We start from the raw sequence: 17886 nt of genomic DNA on the forward strand, positions 1-17886 counted from the left end.
CACCTCGAACCAACTCACTCCGCAGGCTCCGCTCCCGTCTTATCTTGCTCACTCCGCAGGCTCCGCTCCCGTCCTCCCGCGTCGGCGGCGCCTGGAGCGACGGGACGGTGGCTGAGACGAAAGATGGTAGTACAGCGCATCTTCGGAATCCTCGACGACGACCTGAACGACATCCCCGACTTCGAGGTAGTCGTCGACATCGATACGGTCCGTGGCGCCGATGACGGCCTTCACCGACCTGGCCGGGATGAGCCCGCGTCGACCGTCGGGGCCCACGGCCAACGCGTAGCGCGGACCGGTCCTGGTCACGCGCGCGCTGATGATCGCGGAATCCTTCGGCACTGGAGTCGGTTCGGCGGCAACATCTTTGGAAGCTGTGGTCTGTGAATCGAGTTGTGCCGCGAGGTCGTCTGCCATCAGGTCGACCTGCAGCAGCAGATCGGCCATATGTCGAGCTTGATTCTCATGAGTCTTCGACGGCTTGAGTGCCTCACCGGGCTTGTACATGTCCTCGTGGGTCAGCTCGCCCCAGGCGTCTTGCAGCCGGGTTTTCACCTGAACCTCCACCTTGACATCCATGTCGCCCTGGTGCGTTGCAACTCGAACGAGAAGCACCGCGTGGTACGCCCGATAGCCGCTGGGTTTGGGAAACGTCACGTAATTCATCGGGTCCTTTGCGAAGCGCACCGAGCAATCGGGATCCCGACAAGCCAACTCCAATGCCTCGACGAACGCGTGCAGATCGCGGGGGCTTTTGCACAGGACTTTGATTCCGATGAGGTCACCGAGGGCATCGACGACCTCATCCACCGTGCTGGGCTCGGTGATCCGGCCTTCGGCGATCTTGCGACGCAACTTGTCCGCGGCCCGGGCGGGGTCCTTGATTCGCGCAGACTGGGCATTGAGGCGATCGCGATCGACATTGTCGAGAATCTCGTCGGCAATTGTTTCGAGAAAGTTCTGCGTGGTGACCAGCGCTGCTTGCCAAGCGCGACCACGCTGCAGATACACCTCCTCGACGAGGTCATCGATGCTCGTCGATGTTGTCATGGGGGCTGCTTTCGATCGATGAACTTCGGCCTTGGTGCACCGAAGGCTAGCGCAGGGATGAGCGGCCGCCGACCTCTGCCGCGGTACGTCGTGCATCGGGTGTGAAAAGTACCGCGCATCTGTCGGGGGAGGGCACTATTGTCGAAGAAATGACGACCACGGTCGCAGAGGGCGACGAATTCGTTACGCAGTTCGACCCGTACCGGCGTGAGCTACTGGCTCATTGCTACCGCATGACCGGGTCCATTCACGACGCCGAGGATCTCGTTCAGGAGACGTACATCCGGGCCTGGAAAGGTTACGGAAAGTTCGAGGGCAGATCGTCCATGCGGACTTGGCTGTATCGCATCGCCACCAATACCTGTTTGACGGCATTGGAAGGACGCTCGAGGCGTCCCCTGCCCACCGGTCTCGGGGCACCCAGCTCGGATCCGACGGACGATCTGATCGAGCGTCACGAAATTTCCTGGCTGGAGCCGATCGCAGATTCGGAGTTGAGCGATTCGGTCGATCCAGCGAGCATTGTCGTCGGGCGAGAATCGATCCGCCTGGCATTCATCGCTGCCCTGCAATACCTTTCGCCGCGACAGCGTGCGGCACTGCTGATGCGTGAGGTCCTGCAATGGAAAGCCTCGGAGGTAGCCGAAGCGCTGGCAACGACCACGACCGCAGTCAACAGCCTCGTACAGCGCGCACGAGCGCAACTGGACTCGATCACCCCCTCCACGGACGGAGTCGTCGAGCCCTCGTCGGCGGAGATCCAGGAACTGTTGGAAAAGTATGTCGACAGTTTCGAGCGTTACGACATCGGTCAGCTCGTCGAGCTGTTCACCACGGACGCGGTGTGGGAAATGCCGCCGTTCGTCGGGTGGTACCAGGGCGGGGAAAATATCGGAGCGCTCATTCGAGGCAATTGCCCTGCCAGTGGGCCCGGGGACATGCGCATGCTGCCGACCGCTGCCAACGGCCGGCCGGCGTACGGGCTGTACATGCGAGACGAGTTGGGCCGACATGTCGCTTTTCAGTTACACGTTCTCGATTTCCGAGCCAATCGCGTCGTACATGTGGCGTCCTTCTTCGATCTGACACTTTTCGAGAGATTCGGTCTGCCCGCACACCTGTGACCGGTTGCGAGCGTCGGCGAACAGCATTCGCGCGGCGCTGATCCGTAAGGCCATGAAGCGACCGGCTTGTCTCCGGTGCGCAGCTCTGTAGCAAGATGGGTCCGCGGGAACGAGCTGATAGCGCGTTCCCGCTGTTTCGTCGAAGAGGAGAATTCATGGATTTGGGACTGTCCGGTAAGTCGTTCATCGTCACTGGTGGAACCGAAGGACTCGGTCTGGCCAGTGCTCGCGAGTTGCTACGCGAGGGCGCGAAGGTGACTGTGTCGTCTCGCTCTCAGGAGAAAGTCGACGACGCGGTGACAGAGCTCGGTGCTCATCGCCCGAACGCTGTCACCGGAATGGTCGCCGACAATGGCCACCCGAGCAGCGCAGAACTTATCGTCGAGGCTGCCCTCGCACACTGGGGCAAAATCGACGGTCTCGTTGTCAGCGTTGGCGGACCACCGCGCGGCACGGCATTGGAAGCCACGGACGAGCAGTGGGAAGAAGCGTTTCGCTCGATCTTTCTCGGAACGGTTCGGCTGGTCAGAGCAGCAGCGGCATCGATGACCGAAGGCGGCGCAGTTGTCCTGGTGCTGTCGAGTTCGGTGAAGTCGCCTTTGACGGGTCTCGGAATCTCGAACGGTCTTCGACCAGGGCTGGCAATGGTAGCCAAGGATATGGCAGACGAGCTGGGTGCACGAGGAATCCGCATCGTCAGCGTCTTGCCAGGGCGATTCGACACAACGCGGGGTGGAGCCGTCGGCGACGAGGACTTGGCTCGCATACCTCTCGGGCGTATCGGTGACCCCGACGAATTCGGAAGAGTTGTCGCGTTTCTGTCCTCACCCGCCGCGTCGTACATCACGGGTTCGACCGTCACCGTCGACGGTGGGGCGCTGCGAGCCCTGTGAGTACAGGCCCTGTGAGCACTGGTCGCTCTGACCAACTTTGGCCGACCGAACGCAGGTGACCCCGCACCAAGCCTGTCGGCTTTGTGCGGGGCCACTGAAAGCGAGGGACCGGGGACGTAACTACTTAGCGTGTGCTCGATGCAATGCGTGCAAGCATCCGAGAGAACACCGAGCCGTCCGACCCGAGGGCATCGAAAGTAGTCGATTCAGCTGGAACTGCCGCTTCGCCCTTGGCAGCGGCGAGCGTGCGCGCCAATTCGGTGCGGCGTTCGATCGCGCCGAGAATATCGGCGTCGAGCATGACTAGCTGCTCATCGAGCTGGTCGATCTTGACTTCGTCTGTCTGTGCTCCGTTGGCGCTGATGGCGAGCGAATCGATCTGCAATGTCACATCGTCTCCTTTTGTTCGCGTCCTGAGGAGTGAGTCGTTCGGATCCTCGGAACTGTTACACGTTAGTTCTATGTGTCAACGATGTTTCGTACCCTGCACCAACATGCCTAGTAATCAGGCGGGGGCCAAGGCTTTCGAGCTGTGATGCTGGCAACAATCGAGGTCGACACCGTCTGATTCGACACCTGGGTGCAGTAGCGACCCTCCAACGCGGCGTCAGTAGCCAACTGTGGCGGAGATCGTTCGACGTCATATCAACTATTCGTAGCGGGACGTCGCTGGTACTGCTCGTGCAAGAAGAATTTTCGATTCGGGTGACACCGACGATCGGCACAGTAATCGTCCGTTCCGATTTCGGGATTGTCGGTTCGGATTTCGGGGTAGTCGTTCGAGAACGACAACCGCAAGGAGTTCATCGTGCGCTATGACTACCTCATCGTCGGTGGCGGCATGGTCGCCGACGCCGCAGCCCGCGGCATCCGCGAGAAGGACACCTCAGGAACAATCGGCATTCTGGGGGCCGACAGCGACGAGCCGTACACCCGACCGGCATTGTCCAAAAAGTTGTGGACGGACAAGGACTTCGGTCGCGATCAGGTTCCGCTGAATACTGCATCCGACACCGGTGCCGAGGTGCTCACCAATACGCGAGTCCGGTCGGTCGATCGTGGCAAGAAAACCGTGACGACCGAATCCGAAGACGCATTCGAGTACGGAGACTTGCTGTTGGCGACCGGAGCATCGCCGGTCCAGCTCGGCATTGCTCCCAGTCCGAGAGTCATCTACTTTCGTACGTTCGCCGACTATCGTGCGTTGCGGGACCTGACCAAGACGGCTTCGCACATTGCAGTCGTCGGAGGTGGATACATCGGTACCGAAATTGCGTCGGCTCTCGCACTCAACGGCGTCGATGTCACGCTGATCACCAGCGACGACGTGGTCGGTGGCCACATGTTCCCGGCCTCCCTCGCGGCGGCATTCGAGGCAGGGTTCAGTGAGCATGGCGTCACGATCCGGCGGGCAGTCAAGGTGACGACTGCTGCCGAGGCCTCGGCTCGAGTGCAACTGCAACTCGACGACGGCTCGAGCGTCGAAGCAGATGGAGTCGTCTTCGGCCTCGGTGTTCGCCCCAACGTCGAGCTTGCCGACGCCAGTGGATTGGCCGTCGACAACGGCATCGTCGTCGACGAATTCCTTCGTACCGACGATCGGCATATCTACGCGGCAGGCGACGTCGCCAACTATCCGGACGCGATACTGGGCCGTCGACGCATCGAACACGTAGACAATGCAATCGAGATGGGTAAGGCAGTCGGCCGCATCATGGCAGGCGGTACCGAGCCGTACACCTACACGCCGTACTTCTATTCGGACGTCTTCGACGACGGCTATCAGGCAGTGGGAACCATCGACACATCTCTGCGTGCCGTAGAGGAATGGAAGGTCGAGCCCAAAGAAGGCGTCGTCTACTACCTCGAAGGCGACAAGGTGCGAGGTGTACTCATGTGGAACGTATGGGAAGGCCTCGACGAGGCCAAGGCACTCCTCGGTAAGGAGAAGGTCGTCCGCCACTGACTCGTCCCGATGCCCGCGAGGTCGGTTCTGGACCGACCGCGCGCCAACGTGGTGAGAATTCTGGAACAGTGGGTTCTGGTCGTACGCCACGAGGAGCTGACATGTTCGAGCACACAGAAATCGGTACCAGCCGAGAACGCGTCGAAGAGCAGGTTCGCAATTGGTGTGAGCGTGCGCGAGTGGACGGCAGATGGCCGATGCTGTCCGACGCGTCCTCGGTGGCGATCGCTGCAGGCCGGTTGGACGCCCCCACCCGGGAGGTACTTGCCGCACGTCGTAGAGCAGGAAAATCGGTGCCCTCGATCGGAGGTTTTGCAACTGCGAGAACCCTCGCCGAGGAGCGATCACGATGGTTGGCCAAGGATACGAAGAACAAGCCTGGATCCGCGCTGGTCTATCGGGTGCGAGCCACCGAGTTGACCAAGCGCCTCGATCACCTTCGAACGATCGTGGTGATGTCGACCGATTGCTACGCACACGGTGTCCGCGCCGTTCGACGTGAGCGCCGCGACGGTATTCACTTGGATCTCGACCAGCGTGACGCGCTCTTCGATGGGCTGCTGCATACCCCCGTCCCGAGGCAGCACATCGGTGGGCTGGCCGCTCGAACAGGGTTGTCGGTTCTCGATGTCGCCGCTGATCGCGTGGCCGAGGTCTCGAAGAACACTCGGTTCGAAACTGTGGGGGACCGCGCATCGGCAATGATGGCTCAGGTCGCAGATCAAAAGGACGATGTGTTCGCCGACCGATACGAGACTCTGCTGTTCATCGCCGGCACGTCGTACGATCGCGTGAATTCCTCCCGGGCTTGGAAATCCGAGCAATTTCTCATCCAGCGCACGCAACTCGACCTTGCCGAGGAACTCACTCAGGTCGCCGTCGACACCAATTCCCTACAAGAGATCAGCACCGAACTCGACGACATCGCCAGGGTGATGCTCGACGACGCCACGCGAGTACAAGTCGCCACCCGCCGTGCTGCGCTCGAGTCGGTATGGTCGCAACTCATCGACAGGGTTGCTGCGTTGGTCAGGGTCGCGGACCTGGTTACGCGAGCAGCGGGCGACCATTCTGCGATGGACGTCGTGCAGAAAGCACGCAGCCTCGACAACAGAATCGACGCTCTCGTATCCCGCGCTGGAAATCGCGAACTGTCCGCCGACAACACACATTTCGTCGGCGACCAGATCACATAGTGGCAGAGTTTCCAGGGAAAGCTCTCCTTACATGGGGCCGCACGCTCGCCGAGAACATAGGTCATGGCTATGTTTCAGAAGAAGGTGTGGACGAGGTCCACCACGAGGGGATCGTCGGAGTCGGCATCGTCGATCACCGGGATGAGTCGCCATTTGTCGAATGCAGTGCACGGATGTGAAAGACCCAGGCGTACGACGGTTCCGACCTGCAGAGGGACAGAGTTGTCGGGCATACGCAGGAACGCGTGCTGATCATTGAGTGCGGTGATCTCGGCGTGCTCGACGTTCTGGGGTATCGGGAGTCCTTCGTCGAACGGCAGATCGCGTTTCCCGGCGTCCAACAATGCCAACCCGGGCTCTGGCGTTGACACAACGCGTGCCCAGCCGTGCATCGCCGATCTCAACGGGTTGTCGGAGCGAGCCGGATTCATCGGCGAAATCTGTGAATAGAATCCGTCGTCGTGGATGATGTAAGCGCCCGAGCGCAGTACCACCGACGTGGTGACTCCACGCGCACCCTTCTCGTCCGCCACGGCAGCCAATCGCTCGATCGCCAGGTCCTGATAGGCGCTGCCGCCGGCCGTCACGATGGCATGAGTGTCGTAGAGATCGGCATCGAGTAATTCACGGTGCAGGGCGCCGACGGTGTCCAAGTGCGCGCGGACAGCAGCCAGACCGGACGCTGAGCGGTCATGGCTCATTGCACCTTCGTACCCACCGACCCCGGCGAGTGCCAGTGATGGTGATGCGACGACAGCGTCAGCGACTGCGCGTGCAGTTTCCGTCGTTCGTGCGCCGGTTCGCCCATGTTCTCCACCGAGTTCGACGATCACGTTGACCCGACGAGCGCCAACCGAAGAATCGAGGACAGTATTCATTGCTGCCACTGTCTCGAGACTATCTGCCCAGCAATAGAATTCGAATTCCGGATGAGATTCCAGTTCGGATGCGAGCCAGGCCAGTCCTATCGGATCGACTAGGGCATTGGCGAGGAGTATTCGCTCGACGCCGAACGCGCGTGCGAGCTGCACCTGCCAGATCGTGGCCAAAGTTATTGCCCAGGCGCCTGATTCGAGCTGGAGTCGCCACAGTGCCGGGGCCATCGTCGTCTTGCCGTGTGGTGCGATCCGCACTCCGGCTTGCTTCGCCCACTGGGCCATGACTGCAATGTTGTGCTGCATGCGCCCGCGATCCAAGGTGAGCAACGGCGTTTGGAAGTCCGCCAGTCTTGGATCGGTGCCGATGAACTGCTCGACGGACTGTCCCCACGCACTCGGGGGGAAGGACTTGTGTTCGGGGCCGAGTGTCTTCGTTCCGAGGGCGTTCACAGCTTTCGAGTCGATCAAGACGAAACCTCCAGGGCGCTGGCTCATGCGTACGTGGCGCTCGATTGCGACGATCAGTACCTTGCCGAGTTCGATGTTGGTTGTCGAACAGTGTTACACGGAGGGCCGAGACCAACACGCGTCTTTCGTGAACTACATCGGAGGGATCACCCGCGACGGTACCCGGTCGGGGCAGTAGGGATGGCAGTCCCCGACAAGCCCCTCAACCATTTTCAAGTTCTGGGGCGCAGGTGTGCGCGCACCCGTTCTCGCAGGGCGTTCGGATGGAACTGCTCGTTCACCGGCCTTCCGCGCGAAGAGTTGCTCGTCGAGATCGTCTGCTGGACCCGTTCGGTCGTCGATCGGGCCGGCGGACTCAGGCGTTGTCGTAGAACCCGACAGTGCGGAGCGCCGACCGCAGCGCCTCGATCACACGGTCCCAAGGAACTGCCTCTTCCGCGTATTCCGATGCAGCGGCGGACTCGTTGCGAAGACGGGCATCACGCGCACATTCCTTCCAGGACTGTGACTGCTCGACGCAGAACCTCTCGTAACGAGAGATTTTCATCTGGTCCCGCCCGCACACCGACACGACATCTTCGGCATCGATAGTCCCGCCCAACTCCGCGTCGAGTTCGAGCAACGTCATCAACTGCGCGGGTACCTCGTCCTCGGTGGGGTCGTCCGGGACATCCCCGGGACCAGTAGCAAATGGCGATGTCGAGAGCCGACCACCGAGATCGGTTGCGAAATCATCATCGACTCGGGTGACGAAATCTGCGAGACGAGTGACCGCATCCATCAAGTGCTGAGGTACGAAGGGCCGTGCGGCGATGCTCGAGGTGAGGTGAATGCGGTCGTCGATGAGGAGAAACGTCAGCCGCGGATGGCGACGATTGAGATCTCCCACCACCTCGGCAGCGCGTGTTCGACCGCCGATTCTTTCGACGATCGGAGCATCGACGCGTACCTCGTCGAGAGCAGCGACATAGACGTGAGCCGTTACCTTTCCCAACGGTACGGTGAAGCTTCCGTCCGCGGCCATGTGTATTTCAGGCCCGTGGAGCGCCTGCAATGCCCTTCGCGCTGCTTTCGAGAGAGCTTCCTCGTCAGCATGGACCGAGGAGGTCATCGGCTCGTAGACCTGTCCGGCGTCGCCGAGCAGTTCTACTCCGAAGACACCCTCGACCGTGCTCCCGTCCTGCGTACCCACCAGGAAGCTTGGGTGGGGAATGTTCCACGTGCGACGAAGCTGTGTGACAACCGTCGATGCGAACCGATCTGCACACAAGACTGGGTCCTCCAACACGTGAATGTCGGAAACACCGGATTCGCGCCAAGGCGAAGGTGGATTCGACAGTCCCGACGACACGCACACCAGGGTTCTGCGCATAGTCGTCCGCAGGCTCATCTCGAGCTTGTCAGCACCCTCGGGCCGGAATGCCGGCGACAGCGACCAATCTGCGGTGTATTCACCCGATGCCAGCCGATCGCCCAGTTGTGCAGCGAACCGTCGCCAGTCCTTCTCCATCGAGCTATCCAGTTCTCGAACCTCGAACGTCGACATTGTTTCTCCCCGTCATCAACCGCGAACTTCTCGAACAGGAGCAACCTAGCGGGAGATACCGACACTGATCGCTCGCATCAGCGCTTCCTACGGATGACCAGGGCCGGAATCATGAGTTCAGCTGACGTCAACGACCCATGGTGTCCGCGGAGCGCCGATGCCGAGACTTCCGTCCGACTCCGAATCACGACGGACCGATCGTTCGCCAGCACCAGAAGGTCGCCAATTCGTCCGTAGGCGTCCGTAGAGACAGTGGGGCCGAACCATCCGAGATCGATGGCCTCGTCCCTTGCTATGACGCGAAAGCCGGCGCCGAGGTGCTCCTGCCACGTCGCCGCTACGTCGTCTCTGGCTCCTTCGCGGGTATACAGATAGCGCATCCGCGGCTCTCCACCTAAGAGCTGAATTGCTTGCTGTAGTTCGACGGAGGTGTCGTAGTCGATTCTGTTCTCGACTTCGACCATCCCGTGATCTGCGACCACTACCAATGCACCGTCATCTGGAAGGCGCTCGGCGATCGCCTGCGCGAGATCGTCGACGTGACCGAGCTCCAGCCGCCACGCGAGCGACTGCGGACCACGAACATGACCGACCAGGTCGAGATCTCCGTAGTAGGCGTAGACCAAAGTCGGACCGGGTGAATCGAAGATGTCACCGACCTGGGCTCCTAGATCTCCGATGGACACCGACGCGTGAAACGACGGCCCACGCAGCGCAGCGCGGGTAAGTCCCGAACCGTTCTGCATCGACGGTCCGATATGCGCCACCCTCACACCGGATTCGAGGCCACGCTCGAAGGCCGTCGGGGTGGGCTGAAAGTTCTCGGGAACGAGGTCGACCGGAAGCCCTTCGGATTTTCCAGCACCGACGAGCTTCCATTGCAGGCTGTTCATCAATCGCTTGTGGCCGGGAGCGGCGACGAGGTACCCCATGATTCCGTGCGAGCCCGGCGGTAGCCCGGTACCGAATGAACTCAGGCTGGTTGCTGTCGTAGTGGGGAAGCCTGCGGTGATCGCTGACGACGAATGAGAGTTGAGGAACGGTGCGTCTTCGGGGTGGGCCGAGAGTTGCTCCGAACCCAGGCCGTCGACAAGGAGCACACACACTCGGCGAACGCCTCCCAAGTCCAGACCGATTCGATCCACCTCACCGACGGCACCGAGATGAGCAAGTATCGAGGGCACCACATCGGCCAACGATGCAGACCCATAGCGCGGATTCAAGAGCATGCGTCCACCGTATGCGGTCCGATTGGACGGTGTGAAGTCTGCAATTAACCAATGCGAGTCGCTGACCAGGCGATTTGCACAACTGTTCTTGTTGCCGTAACTTTTGTCGAGTCAGAGCGACACGGACACCGACCCGGACCGAGAGGTGCGGGACACGAGGTTGGACGAAGTTCGAGCTGACAGTCCCGAATAAGGCAAGAGAAATCAGCCGTGTTCGGGGTATGAGCGTGTAAGCCCCGGATCGAACGCGAATGCGGACGAGATGGTGTGTGCGTGTTCTTTGAGAACTCAACAGTGTGTCGATGAATGTCAGTGCCGAATTTTATATTTGGTGAAAGCATCCGATGTCGATGATCATCCGCTTGTGGTGGTTATGGTTGGGTGTTGTTTTATAGCTAGTTGAGTTTTTTTGCTAGTGATTTGGCTCTTATGTCTTTGACTGATTAGCAGCTTCGGCTGTGATATCTAGAGTCTTTTACGGAGAGTTTGATCCTGGCTCAGGACGAACGCTGGCGGCGTGCTTAACACATGCAAGTCGAGCGGTAAGGCCCTTCGGGGTACACGAGCGGCGAACGGGTGAGTAACACGTGGGTGATCTGCCCTGCACTCTGGGATAAGCCTGGGAAACTGGGTCTAATACCGGATATGACCTGCTCTCGCATGGGGGTGGGTGGAAAGATTTATCGGTGCAGGATGGGCCCGCGGCCTATCAGCTTGTTGGTGGGGTAATGGCCTACCAAGGCGACGACGGGTAGCCGACCTGAGAGGGTGACCGGCCACACTGGGACTGAGACACGGCCCAGACTCCTACGGGAGGCAGCAGTGGGGAATATTGCACAATGGGCGAAAGCCTGATGCAGCGACGCCGCGTGAGGGATGAAGGCCTTCGGGTTGTAAACCTCTTTCAGCAGGGACGAAGCGCAAGTGACGGTACCTGCAGAAGAAGCACCGGCTAACTACGTGCCAGCAGCCGCGGTAATACGTAGGGTGCGAGCGTTGTCCGGAATTACTGGGCGTAAAGAGTTCGTAGGCGGTTTGTCGCGTCGTTTGTGAAAACCCGGGGCTCAACTTCGGGCTTGCAGGCGATACGGGCAGACTTGAGTGTTTCAGGGGAGACTGGAATTCCTGGTGTAGCGGTGAAATGCGCAGATATCAGGAGGAACACCGGTGGCGAAGGCGGGTCTCTGGGAAACAACTGACGCTGAGGAACGAAAGCGTGGGTAGCAAACAGGATTAGATACCCTGGTAGTCCACGCCGTAAACGGTGGGCGCTAGGTGTGGGTTCCTTCCACGGAATCTGTGCCGTAGCTAACGCATTAAGCGCCCCGCCTGGGGAGTACGGCCGCAAGGCTAAAACTCAAAGGAATTGACGGGGGCCCGCACAAGCGGCGGAGCATGTGGATTAATTCGATGCAACGCGAAGAACCTTACCTGGGTTTGACATACACCGGAAAGCCGTAGAGATACGGCCCCCCTTGTGGTCGGTGTACAGGTGGTGCATGGCTGTCGTCAGCTCGTGTCGTGAGATGTTGGGTTAAGTCCCGCAACGAGCGCAACCCCTATCTTATGTTGCCAGCGCGTTATGGCGGGGACTCGTAAGAGACTGCCGGGGTCAACTCGGAGGAAGGTGGGGACGACGTCAAGTCATCATGCCCCTTATGTCCAGGGCTTCACACATGCTACAATGGCCAGTACAGAGGGCTGCGAGACCGTGAGGTGGAGCGAATCCCTTAAAGCTGGTCTCAGTTCGGATCGGGGTCTGCAACTCGACCCCGTGAAGTCGGAGTCGCTAGTAATCGCAGATCAGCAACGCTGCGGTGAATACGTTCCCGGGCCTTGTACACACCGCCCGTCACGTCATGAAAGTCGGTAACACCCGAAGCCGGTGGCCTAACCCCTTGTGGGAGGGAGCCGTCGAAGGTGGGATCGGCGATTGGGACGAAGTCGTAACAAGGTAGCCGTACCGGAAGGTGCGGCTGGATCACCTCCTTTCTAAGGAGCATTCTCCAGGACATGTACTGCTGAACAGTCAGTAGATGATGGTCTGGCAGAGCCCGTTTAGGTTCCATATGTGAATCTGCGGGAGCTCACGGGTGGAACACTGACAATGAGATCGTGCGTATCGGTTGATCCTTGGTGGTCGGCCGGCACGGTCTATATCGGCATACTGTTGGGTCCTGAGAGAACACGCGTGAGTGTGTTTCTTTCTAGGCAAGACGGATACAGGCTTTCACGGTTGTCCATACCGGGTTGTTTCTGCGAGTTTTCTTGTGGGAGTGATTGTTTGATGGCGGCGTTGACGTGGGAGTGTGTGTGTTGTTTGAGAATTGCACAGTGGACGCGAGCATCTTTGTTGTAAGTAATGAAGAGCGTACGGTGGATGCCTTGGCACCAGGAGCCGATGAAGGACGTAGGAGGCTGCGATAAGCCTCGGGGAGCTGTCAACCGAGCTGTGATCCGAGGGTGTCCGAATGGGGAAACCCAGCACGAGTGATGTCGTGTTACCTGCACCTGAATATATAGGGTGTGTGGAGGGAACGTGGGGAAGTGAAACATCTCAGTACCCACAGGAAGAGAAAACAATTGTGATTCCGTGAGTAGTGGCGAGCGAAAGCGGATGAGGCCAAACTTTGTGCGTGTGATACCCGGCAGGGGTTGCGTATGGAGGGTTGTGGGGTTTACTTTGTCGATTCTGCCGGATCGGCCGACAGTAAGAAATCATGGTGTTAGTCGAAGTGGTCTGGAACGGCCTGTCGTAGAGGGTGAGAATCCCGTAGACGAAAATACTGTGACTGTCGTAGTGAATACCCAAGTAGCAGCGGGCCCGTGAAATCTGCTGTGAATCTGTCGGGACCACCCGATAAGCCTGAATACTCCCTGGTGACCGATAGCGGACTAGTACCGTGAGGGAAAGGTGAAAAGTACCCCGGGAGGGGAGTGAAATAGTACCTGAAACCGTGCGCTTACAATCCGTCAGAGCTGGTGAACAGTTTGTTCTGTTGCTGGTGATGGCGTGCCTTTTGAAGAATGAGCCTGCGAGTTAGTGGCATGTCGCGAGGTTAACCCGTGTGGGGTAGCCGTAGCGAAAGCGAGTCCGAATAGGGCGTATCACCTTCGTGGTGTGTAGTGGCATGCTCTAGACCCGAAGCGGAGTGATCTACCCATGGCCAGGTTGAAGCGACGGTAAGACGTCGTGGAGGACCGAACCCACTTAGGTTGAAAACTGAGGGGATGAGTTGTGGGTAGGGGTGAAAGGCCAATCAAACTCCGTGATAGCTGGTTCTCCCCGAAATGCATTTAGGTGCAGCGTCACGTGTTTCTCATCGGAGGTAGAGCTACTGGATGGTCTAGGGGGCTTACCGGCTTACCGAAATCAGCCAAACTCCGAATGCCGATGAGTGAGAGCGTGGCAGTGAGACTGCGGGCGATAAGGTTCGTAGTCGAGAGGGAAACAGCCCAGATCGCCAGCTAAGGTCCCTAAGCGTGTACTAAGTGGAAAAGGATGTGGGGTCGCGAAGACAACCAGGAGGTTGGCTTAGAAGCAGCCACCCTTGAAAGAGTGCGTAATAGCTCACTGGTCAAGTGATCCTGCGCCGACAATGTAGCGGGGCTCAAGTACACCACCGAAGCTGCGGCACTCATACAATAGCCCGCATGTTCCTTACGAGGAGTGTGCCAGGTGTGTGGGTGGGTAGGGGAGCGTCGTGCAGCCATGGAAGCATCGGAGTGATCCAGGTGTGGAGGCTGTGCGAGTGAGAATGCAGGCATGAGTAGCGAAAGACGAGTGAGAAACTCGTCCGCCGAATGACCAAGGGTTCCTGGGCCAGGTTAATCCGCCCAGGGTGAGTCGGGACCTAAGACGAGGCCGACAGGCGTAGCCGATGGACAACGGGTTGATATTCCCGTACCCGTGTGAACGCGCCCATGGTGAATCAGTGATACTAACTGCCCTGAATCCACGTTACTGATCTCTTTCGAGAGTGAGGGGTGTGGTGGATGCGCAGGACCTGATCTGGTAGTAGCCAAGCGATGGGGTGACGCAGGAAGGTAGCTGGGCCAGTCAGTGGTAATACTGGTGTAAGCCTGTAGGGCGAACGGTAGGCAAATCCGCCGTTCATGATGCCTGAGAGGTGATGCGTAGCCGATTGAGGCGAATTCAGTGATCCTATGCTGCCGAGAAAAGCCTCTAGCGAGCTTTCACACGGCCCGTACCCCAAACCGACACAGGTGGTCAGGTAGAGAATACTAAGGCGATCGAGATAACTATGGTTAAGGAACTCGGCAAAATGCCCCCGTAACTTCGGGAGAAGGGGGACCCTGTCTGGTGATGAACTTTTCGTTCTGAGCTGGGTGGGGTCGCAGAGACCAGTGAGAAGCGACTGTTTACTAAAAACACAGGTCCGTGCGAAGTCGTAAGACGATGTATACGGACTGACGCCTGCCCGGTGCTGGAAGGTTAAGAGGACCGGTTAGTCACTTCGGTGGCGAAGCTGAGAATTTAAGCCCCAGTAAACGGCGGTGGTAACTATAACCATCCTAAGGTAGCGAAATTCCTTGTCGGGTAAGTTCCGACCTGCACGAATGGCGTAACGACTTCTCAGCTGTCTCAACCATAGACTCGGCGAAATTGCATTACGAGTAAAGATGCTCGTTACGCGCGGCAGGACGAAAAGACCCCGGGACCTTCACTATAGCTTGGTATTGGTGTTCGGTTCGGTTTGTGTAGGATAGGTGGGAGACTGTGAAGCGGTGACGCCAGTTACTGTGGAGTCGTTGTTGAAATACCACTCTGATCGTATTGGATACCTTAACCTCGGACCATGATCTGGTTCAGGGACAGTGCCTGGTGGGTAGTTTAACTGGGGCGGTTGCCTCCTAAAATGTAACGGAGGCGCCCAAAGGTTCCCTCAGCCTGGTTGGCAATCAGGTGTCGAGTGCAAGTGCACAAGGGAGCTTGACTGTGAGACTGACACGTCGAGCAGGGACGAAAGTCGGGACTAGTGATCCGGCACCGGCATGTGGAAGCGGTGTCGCTCAACGGATAAAAGGTACCCCGGGGATAACAGGCTGATCTTCCCCAAGAGTCCATATCGACGGGATGGTTTGGCACCTCGATGTCGGCTCGTCGCATCCTGGGGCTGGAGTAGGTCCCAAGGGTTGGGCTGTTCGCCCATTAAAGCGGCACGCGAGCTGGGTTTAGAACGTCGTGAGACAGTTCGGTCTCTATCCGCCGCGCGCGTAAGAAACTTGAGGAAGGCTGTCCCTAGTACGAGAGGACCGGGACGGACGAACCTCTGGTGTGCCAGTTGTTCCACCAGGAGCACCGCTGGTTAGCTACGTTCGGAAGGGATAACCGCTGAAAGCATCTAAGCGGGAAGCCTGTTCCAAGATGAGGTTTCTCACCCCCTCGAGGGGGTAAGGCCCCCGGCAGACCACCGGGTTGATAGGCCAGAACTGGAAGTCGGGTAACCGATGTAGGTGACTGGTACTAATAGGCCGAGGACTTACCACAAAGAAGCTACGCGTCCACTGTGCAATATCTGAAACAGCACACGTTTCAGTGTTACAAAATTGAATGAACCAACACTATCCACCACTGTGTGAATAGCCCGTTGTGTTCCGTGTGTAACTGTTTCATAGAGTTACGGCGGCCATAGCGGAGGGGAAACGCCCGGTCCCATTCCGAACCCGGAAGCTAAGCCCTCCAGCGCCGATGGTACTGCACTCGACAGGGTGTGGGAGAGTAGGTCACCGCCGAACACCTTTTCCAGTGAAGCCCCCAACCTGTTGGTTGGGGGCTTTGCTGCGTTTCATGTCTTTTTTGTGTGGGTGACGGCACTGCTTCGATGTCGCACCGATGCTATCTGATCGTATGAGTGGACCATTCAAGCGATAGGTGGAGCGGCGCAGCAACACTCACACTCACACCTGCCTACGAGCCTTGATCCGACTCGGCCGCTTACCTCGGGCTGGCGAGGACGGTGTGAACGGATCGTCCACGCAGTGTCACGCTGTCGCCGAGCTCCCATAGCGACGCTTCTGCCTCCGTGGCGTTGTCGACTGTTACCTGCGATGCAAGGATCGCACCGGGAGCGCTCTTGGCGAGTTCGGATAACCTGGCAGCTTCGTTGACTGGGTCACCGATGACTGTGTATTCGAAGCGCGATTTCGCTCCGACGTTGCCGGCTACGGCACGGCCGGATGCAACGCCCACTGCTGCACTGCATTCGGGGACTTCGTCGAGCAAGCGAGTACTGATTTTTCGGGCCGCCGCTAGTGCCGAGCCGCAGTGGTCGGGCAATTCGCCGGGTGCACCGAAAATCGCGAGAGCGGCGTCGCCCTCGAATTTGTTGATGAAGCCGCCGTGGTCGTCGACCTCGTCGACGACGACTGCGAAGAAGCGGTTGAGAAGGTCGACGACCTCTTTCGGGGGACTGGATGCGGCAAGCTCCGTCGAGCCGACCAGGTCTATGAAGAACACCGCGATGTCGCGCTCTTCACCGCCGAGCTCCGAGGTTTGGCTGAGAGCAGCTTCGGCGACTTCCTGTCCGACGTGGCGTCCGAAGAGGTCGCGAATCTTCTCACGCTCGCGGATTCCGTCTGCCATTCTGTTGAATCCGCTTTGTAACTCGCCTAGCTCGGTGCCGTCGTATACAGCCAGATGGACGTCGAGGTTGCCGTGTTCGACTTCTGCCATCCCGGATCGAACGTTGCTGATGGGTGCGGTTGTGGCAAATACTCCGAGAAGTGTCAGGAAGAACCCGAATATCAGGGTGATTCCACCCAGCGCCAGGATCGCGACAGCCAATTGACGCGATTCGGTGTAGTACGGGCGGATGAAACTGAAGATCGCGATGATCATCAGCCCTGCTACCGGCACACCGGTTCCGAGGATCCAGGACAGTATCGATCGGCCCATCACTCCGGCGATCCGGATCCGACGTGGATCGCCTGCTTCGAGTGCGCGGGCGGCAGCGGGCCGCAACGCGAATTCGCTCAACAGGTAGCTGAAAGCGCAGACCACGGTTCCACCTGCGCCAATAGTGAATGCCACCTTGGGAATTGATTGAGGGTCGATGATGCCGTTGATAGTGGTGATCAGAATCAGTCCGACGGTCCACAGGATGATCTGCAGTCGGGTCAACTGCCACGGCATCGACAACGTGTTGACCTGTTCTCGGCGTGTCGGTGGACGGTCCTCGACGGACCAGCGGAGGTCTCGAAGTGCTCTCGTCGTGCCCCAGAGCACCCCGACGACAAATGCCAAGAAGACGTAGACCGGAACGACTATGAAGTTGACCCACCAATATTTCTCGACGACGAGAACATCCGGCCCGGGAACGACGACACTGACCAAAGTAACGACGATGACGGCGCCGATCAGATTGGCTCCGAGCAGGAACGTAGTGAGGAGCATTTGAATGCGTATACGACGGCGACGGGGTGATTCGGATATGTCGCCGAGTAGGCGGGATCCGAGAGGTGCGACGGATCGTCTCGGTTGCGGCATGGTGGTCATAGAGTAGCGGGCGCTCT

The 17886-nt window shown here is 58.9% G+C and carries 10 protein-coding genes and 3 rRNA genes; 7 read left to right on the forward strand and 6 right to left on the reverse strand.

Translation table 11 applies throughout. The features are described from left to right. Positions 1 to 48: 48 nt before the first annotated feature. Entirely contained in the window at positions 49 to 1050 is a 1002-nt protein-coding gene (locus E5720_RS17205; protein ID WP_136171656.1) for a RelA/SpoT protein, read from the reverse strand. 149 nt (positions 1051 to 1199) lie between these two features. Here E5720_RS17205 and E5720_RS17210 point away from each other — a divergent pair, with 149 nt between their 5' ends. Further along, entirely contained in the window at positions 1200 to 2174 is a 975-nt protein-coding gene (locus E5720_RS17210) for a sigma-70 family RNA polymerase sigma factor (protein WP_136171657.1), read from the forward strand. A 155-nt stretch (positions 2175 to 2329) separates the two neighbouring features. After that, positions 2330 to 3067: an SDR family oxidoreductase gene (locus tag E5720_RS17215; RefSeq protein WP_136171658.1), complete on the forward strand. Its 738-nt coding sequence runs from the start codon at positions 2330 to 2332 to the stop codon at positions 3065 to 3067. Between the two features lie 124 nt (positions 3068 to 3191). On the opposite strand, the gene E5720_RS17220 is transcribed toward E5720_RS17215, so the two are convergent. Beyond that, positions 3192 to 3458 (reverse strand): hypothetical protein, encoded by a 267-nt coding sequence (locus E5720_RS17220; protein ID WP_136171659.1) that lies wholly within the window; start codon positions 3456 to 3458, stop codon positions 3192 to 3194. Positions 3459 to 3875: 417 nt separating this feature from the next. Between E5720_RS17220 and E5720_RS17225 the strand changes: the two genes are divergently transcribed. Beyond that, positions 3876 to 5033: an FAD-dependent oxidoreductase gene (locus tag E5720_RS17225; protein ID WP_136171660.1), complete on the forward strand. Its 1158-nt coding sequence runs from the start codon at positions 3876 to 3878 to the stop codon at positions 5031 to 5033. 101 nt (positions 5034 to 5134) lie between these two features. Then, positions 5135 to 6229 carry a hypothetical protein gene (locus tag E5720_RS17230; RefSeq protein ID WP_136171661.1) on the forward strand — a complete coding sequence of 365 codons (1095 nt, stop codon included), beginning with the start codon at positions 5135 to 5137 and terminating at the stop codon, positions 6227 to 6229. 74 nt (positions 6230 to 6303) lie between these two features. On the opposite strand, the gene E5720_RS17235 is transcribed toward E5720_RS17230, so the two are convergent. The 3 genes from E5720_RS17235 to E5720_RS17245 form a co-directional block, all read right to left on the reverse strand. Next, complete coding sequence (locus E5720_RS17235) at positions 6304 to 7602, reverse strand: amino acid deaminase (RefSeq protein ID WP_136171662.1); 1299 nt, start codon at positions 7600 to 7602, stop codon at positions 6304 to 6306. A 328-nt stretch (positions 7603 to 7930) separates the two neighbouring features. After that, the gene (locus E5720_RS17240) at positions 7931 to 9121 is read right to left on the reverse strand and encodes a hypothetical protein (RefSeq protein WP_136171663.1); all 1191 of its coding nucleotides are present in this window, start codon (positions 9119 to 9121) and stop codon (positions 7931 to 7933) included. 77 nt (positions 9122 to 9198) lie between these two features. Further along, positions 9199 to 10350 (reverse strand): nucleotide pyrophosphatase/phosphodiesterase family protein, encoded by a 1152-nt coding sequence (locus E5720_RS17245; protein WP_210729893.1) that lies wholly within the window; start codon positions 10348 to 10350, stop codon positions 9199 to 9201. Positions 10351 to 10824: 474 nt separating this feature from the next. On the opposite strand from E5720_RS17245, the gene E5720_RS17250 reads away from it, so the two are divergent. From E5720_RS17250 to rrf, 3 genes are all read left to right on the forward strand, one after another. Then, a 16S ribosomal RNA gene (locus E5720_RS17250) occupies positions 10825 to 12342 on the forward strand. A 361-nt stretch (positions 12343 to 12703) separates the two neighbouring features. Beyond that, positions 12704 to 15862, forward strand: a 23S ribosomal RNA gene (locus tag E5720_RS17255). A gap of 131 nt (positions 15863 to 15993) precedes the next feature. Further along, positions 15994 to 16110 (forward strand): 5S ribosomal RNA (gene rrf / locus E5720_RS17260). The 16S, 23S and 5S rRNA genes sit together here, the layout of an rRNA operon. A gap of 199 nt (positions 16111 to 16309) precedes the next feature. Here the strand turns inward: rrf and E5720_RS17265 are convergent. Beyond that, positions 16310 to 17860: an adenylate/guanylate cyclase domain-containing protein gene (locus E5720_RS17265; protein ID WP_136171664.1), complete on the reverse strand. Its 1551-nt coding sequence runs from the start codon at positions 17858 to 17860 to the stop codon at positions 16310 to 16312. Positions 17861 to 17886: the final 26 nt, after the last annotated feature.

The organism is Rhodococcus sp. PAMC28707 (genome assembly GCF_004795915.1).
Taxonomy (GTDB): domain Bacteria; phylum Actinomycetota; class Actinomycetes; order Mycobacteriales; family Mycobacteriaceae; genus Rhodococcoides.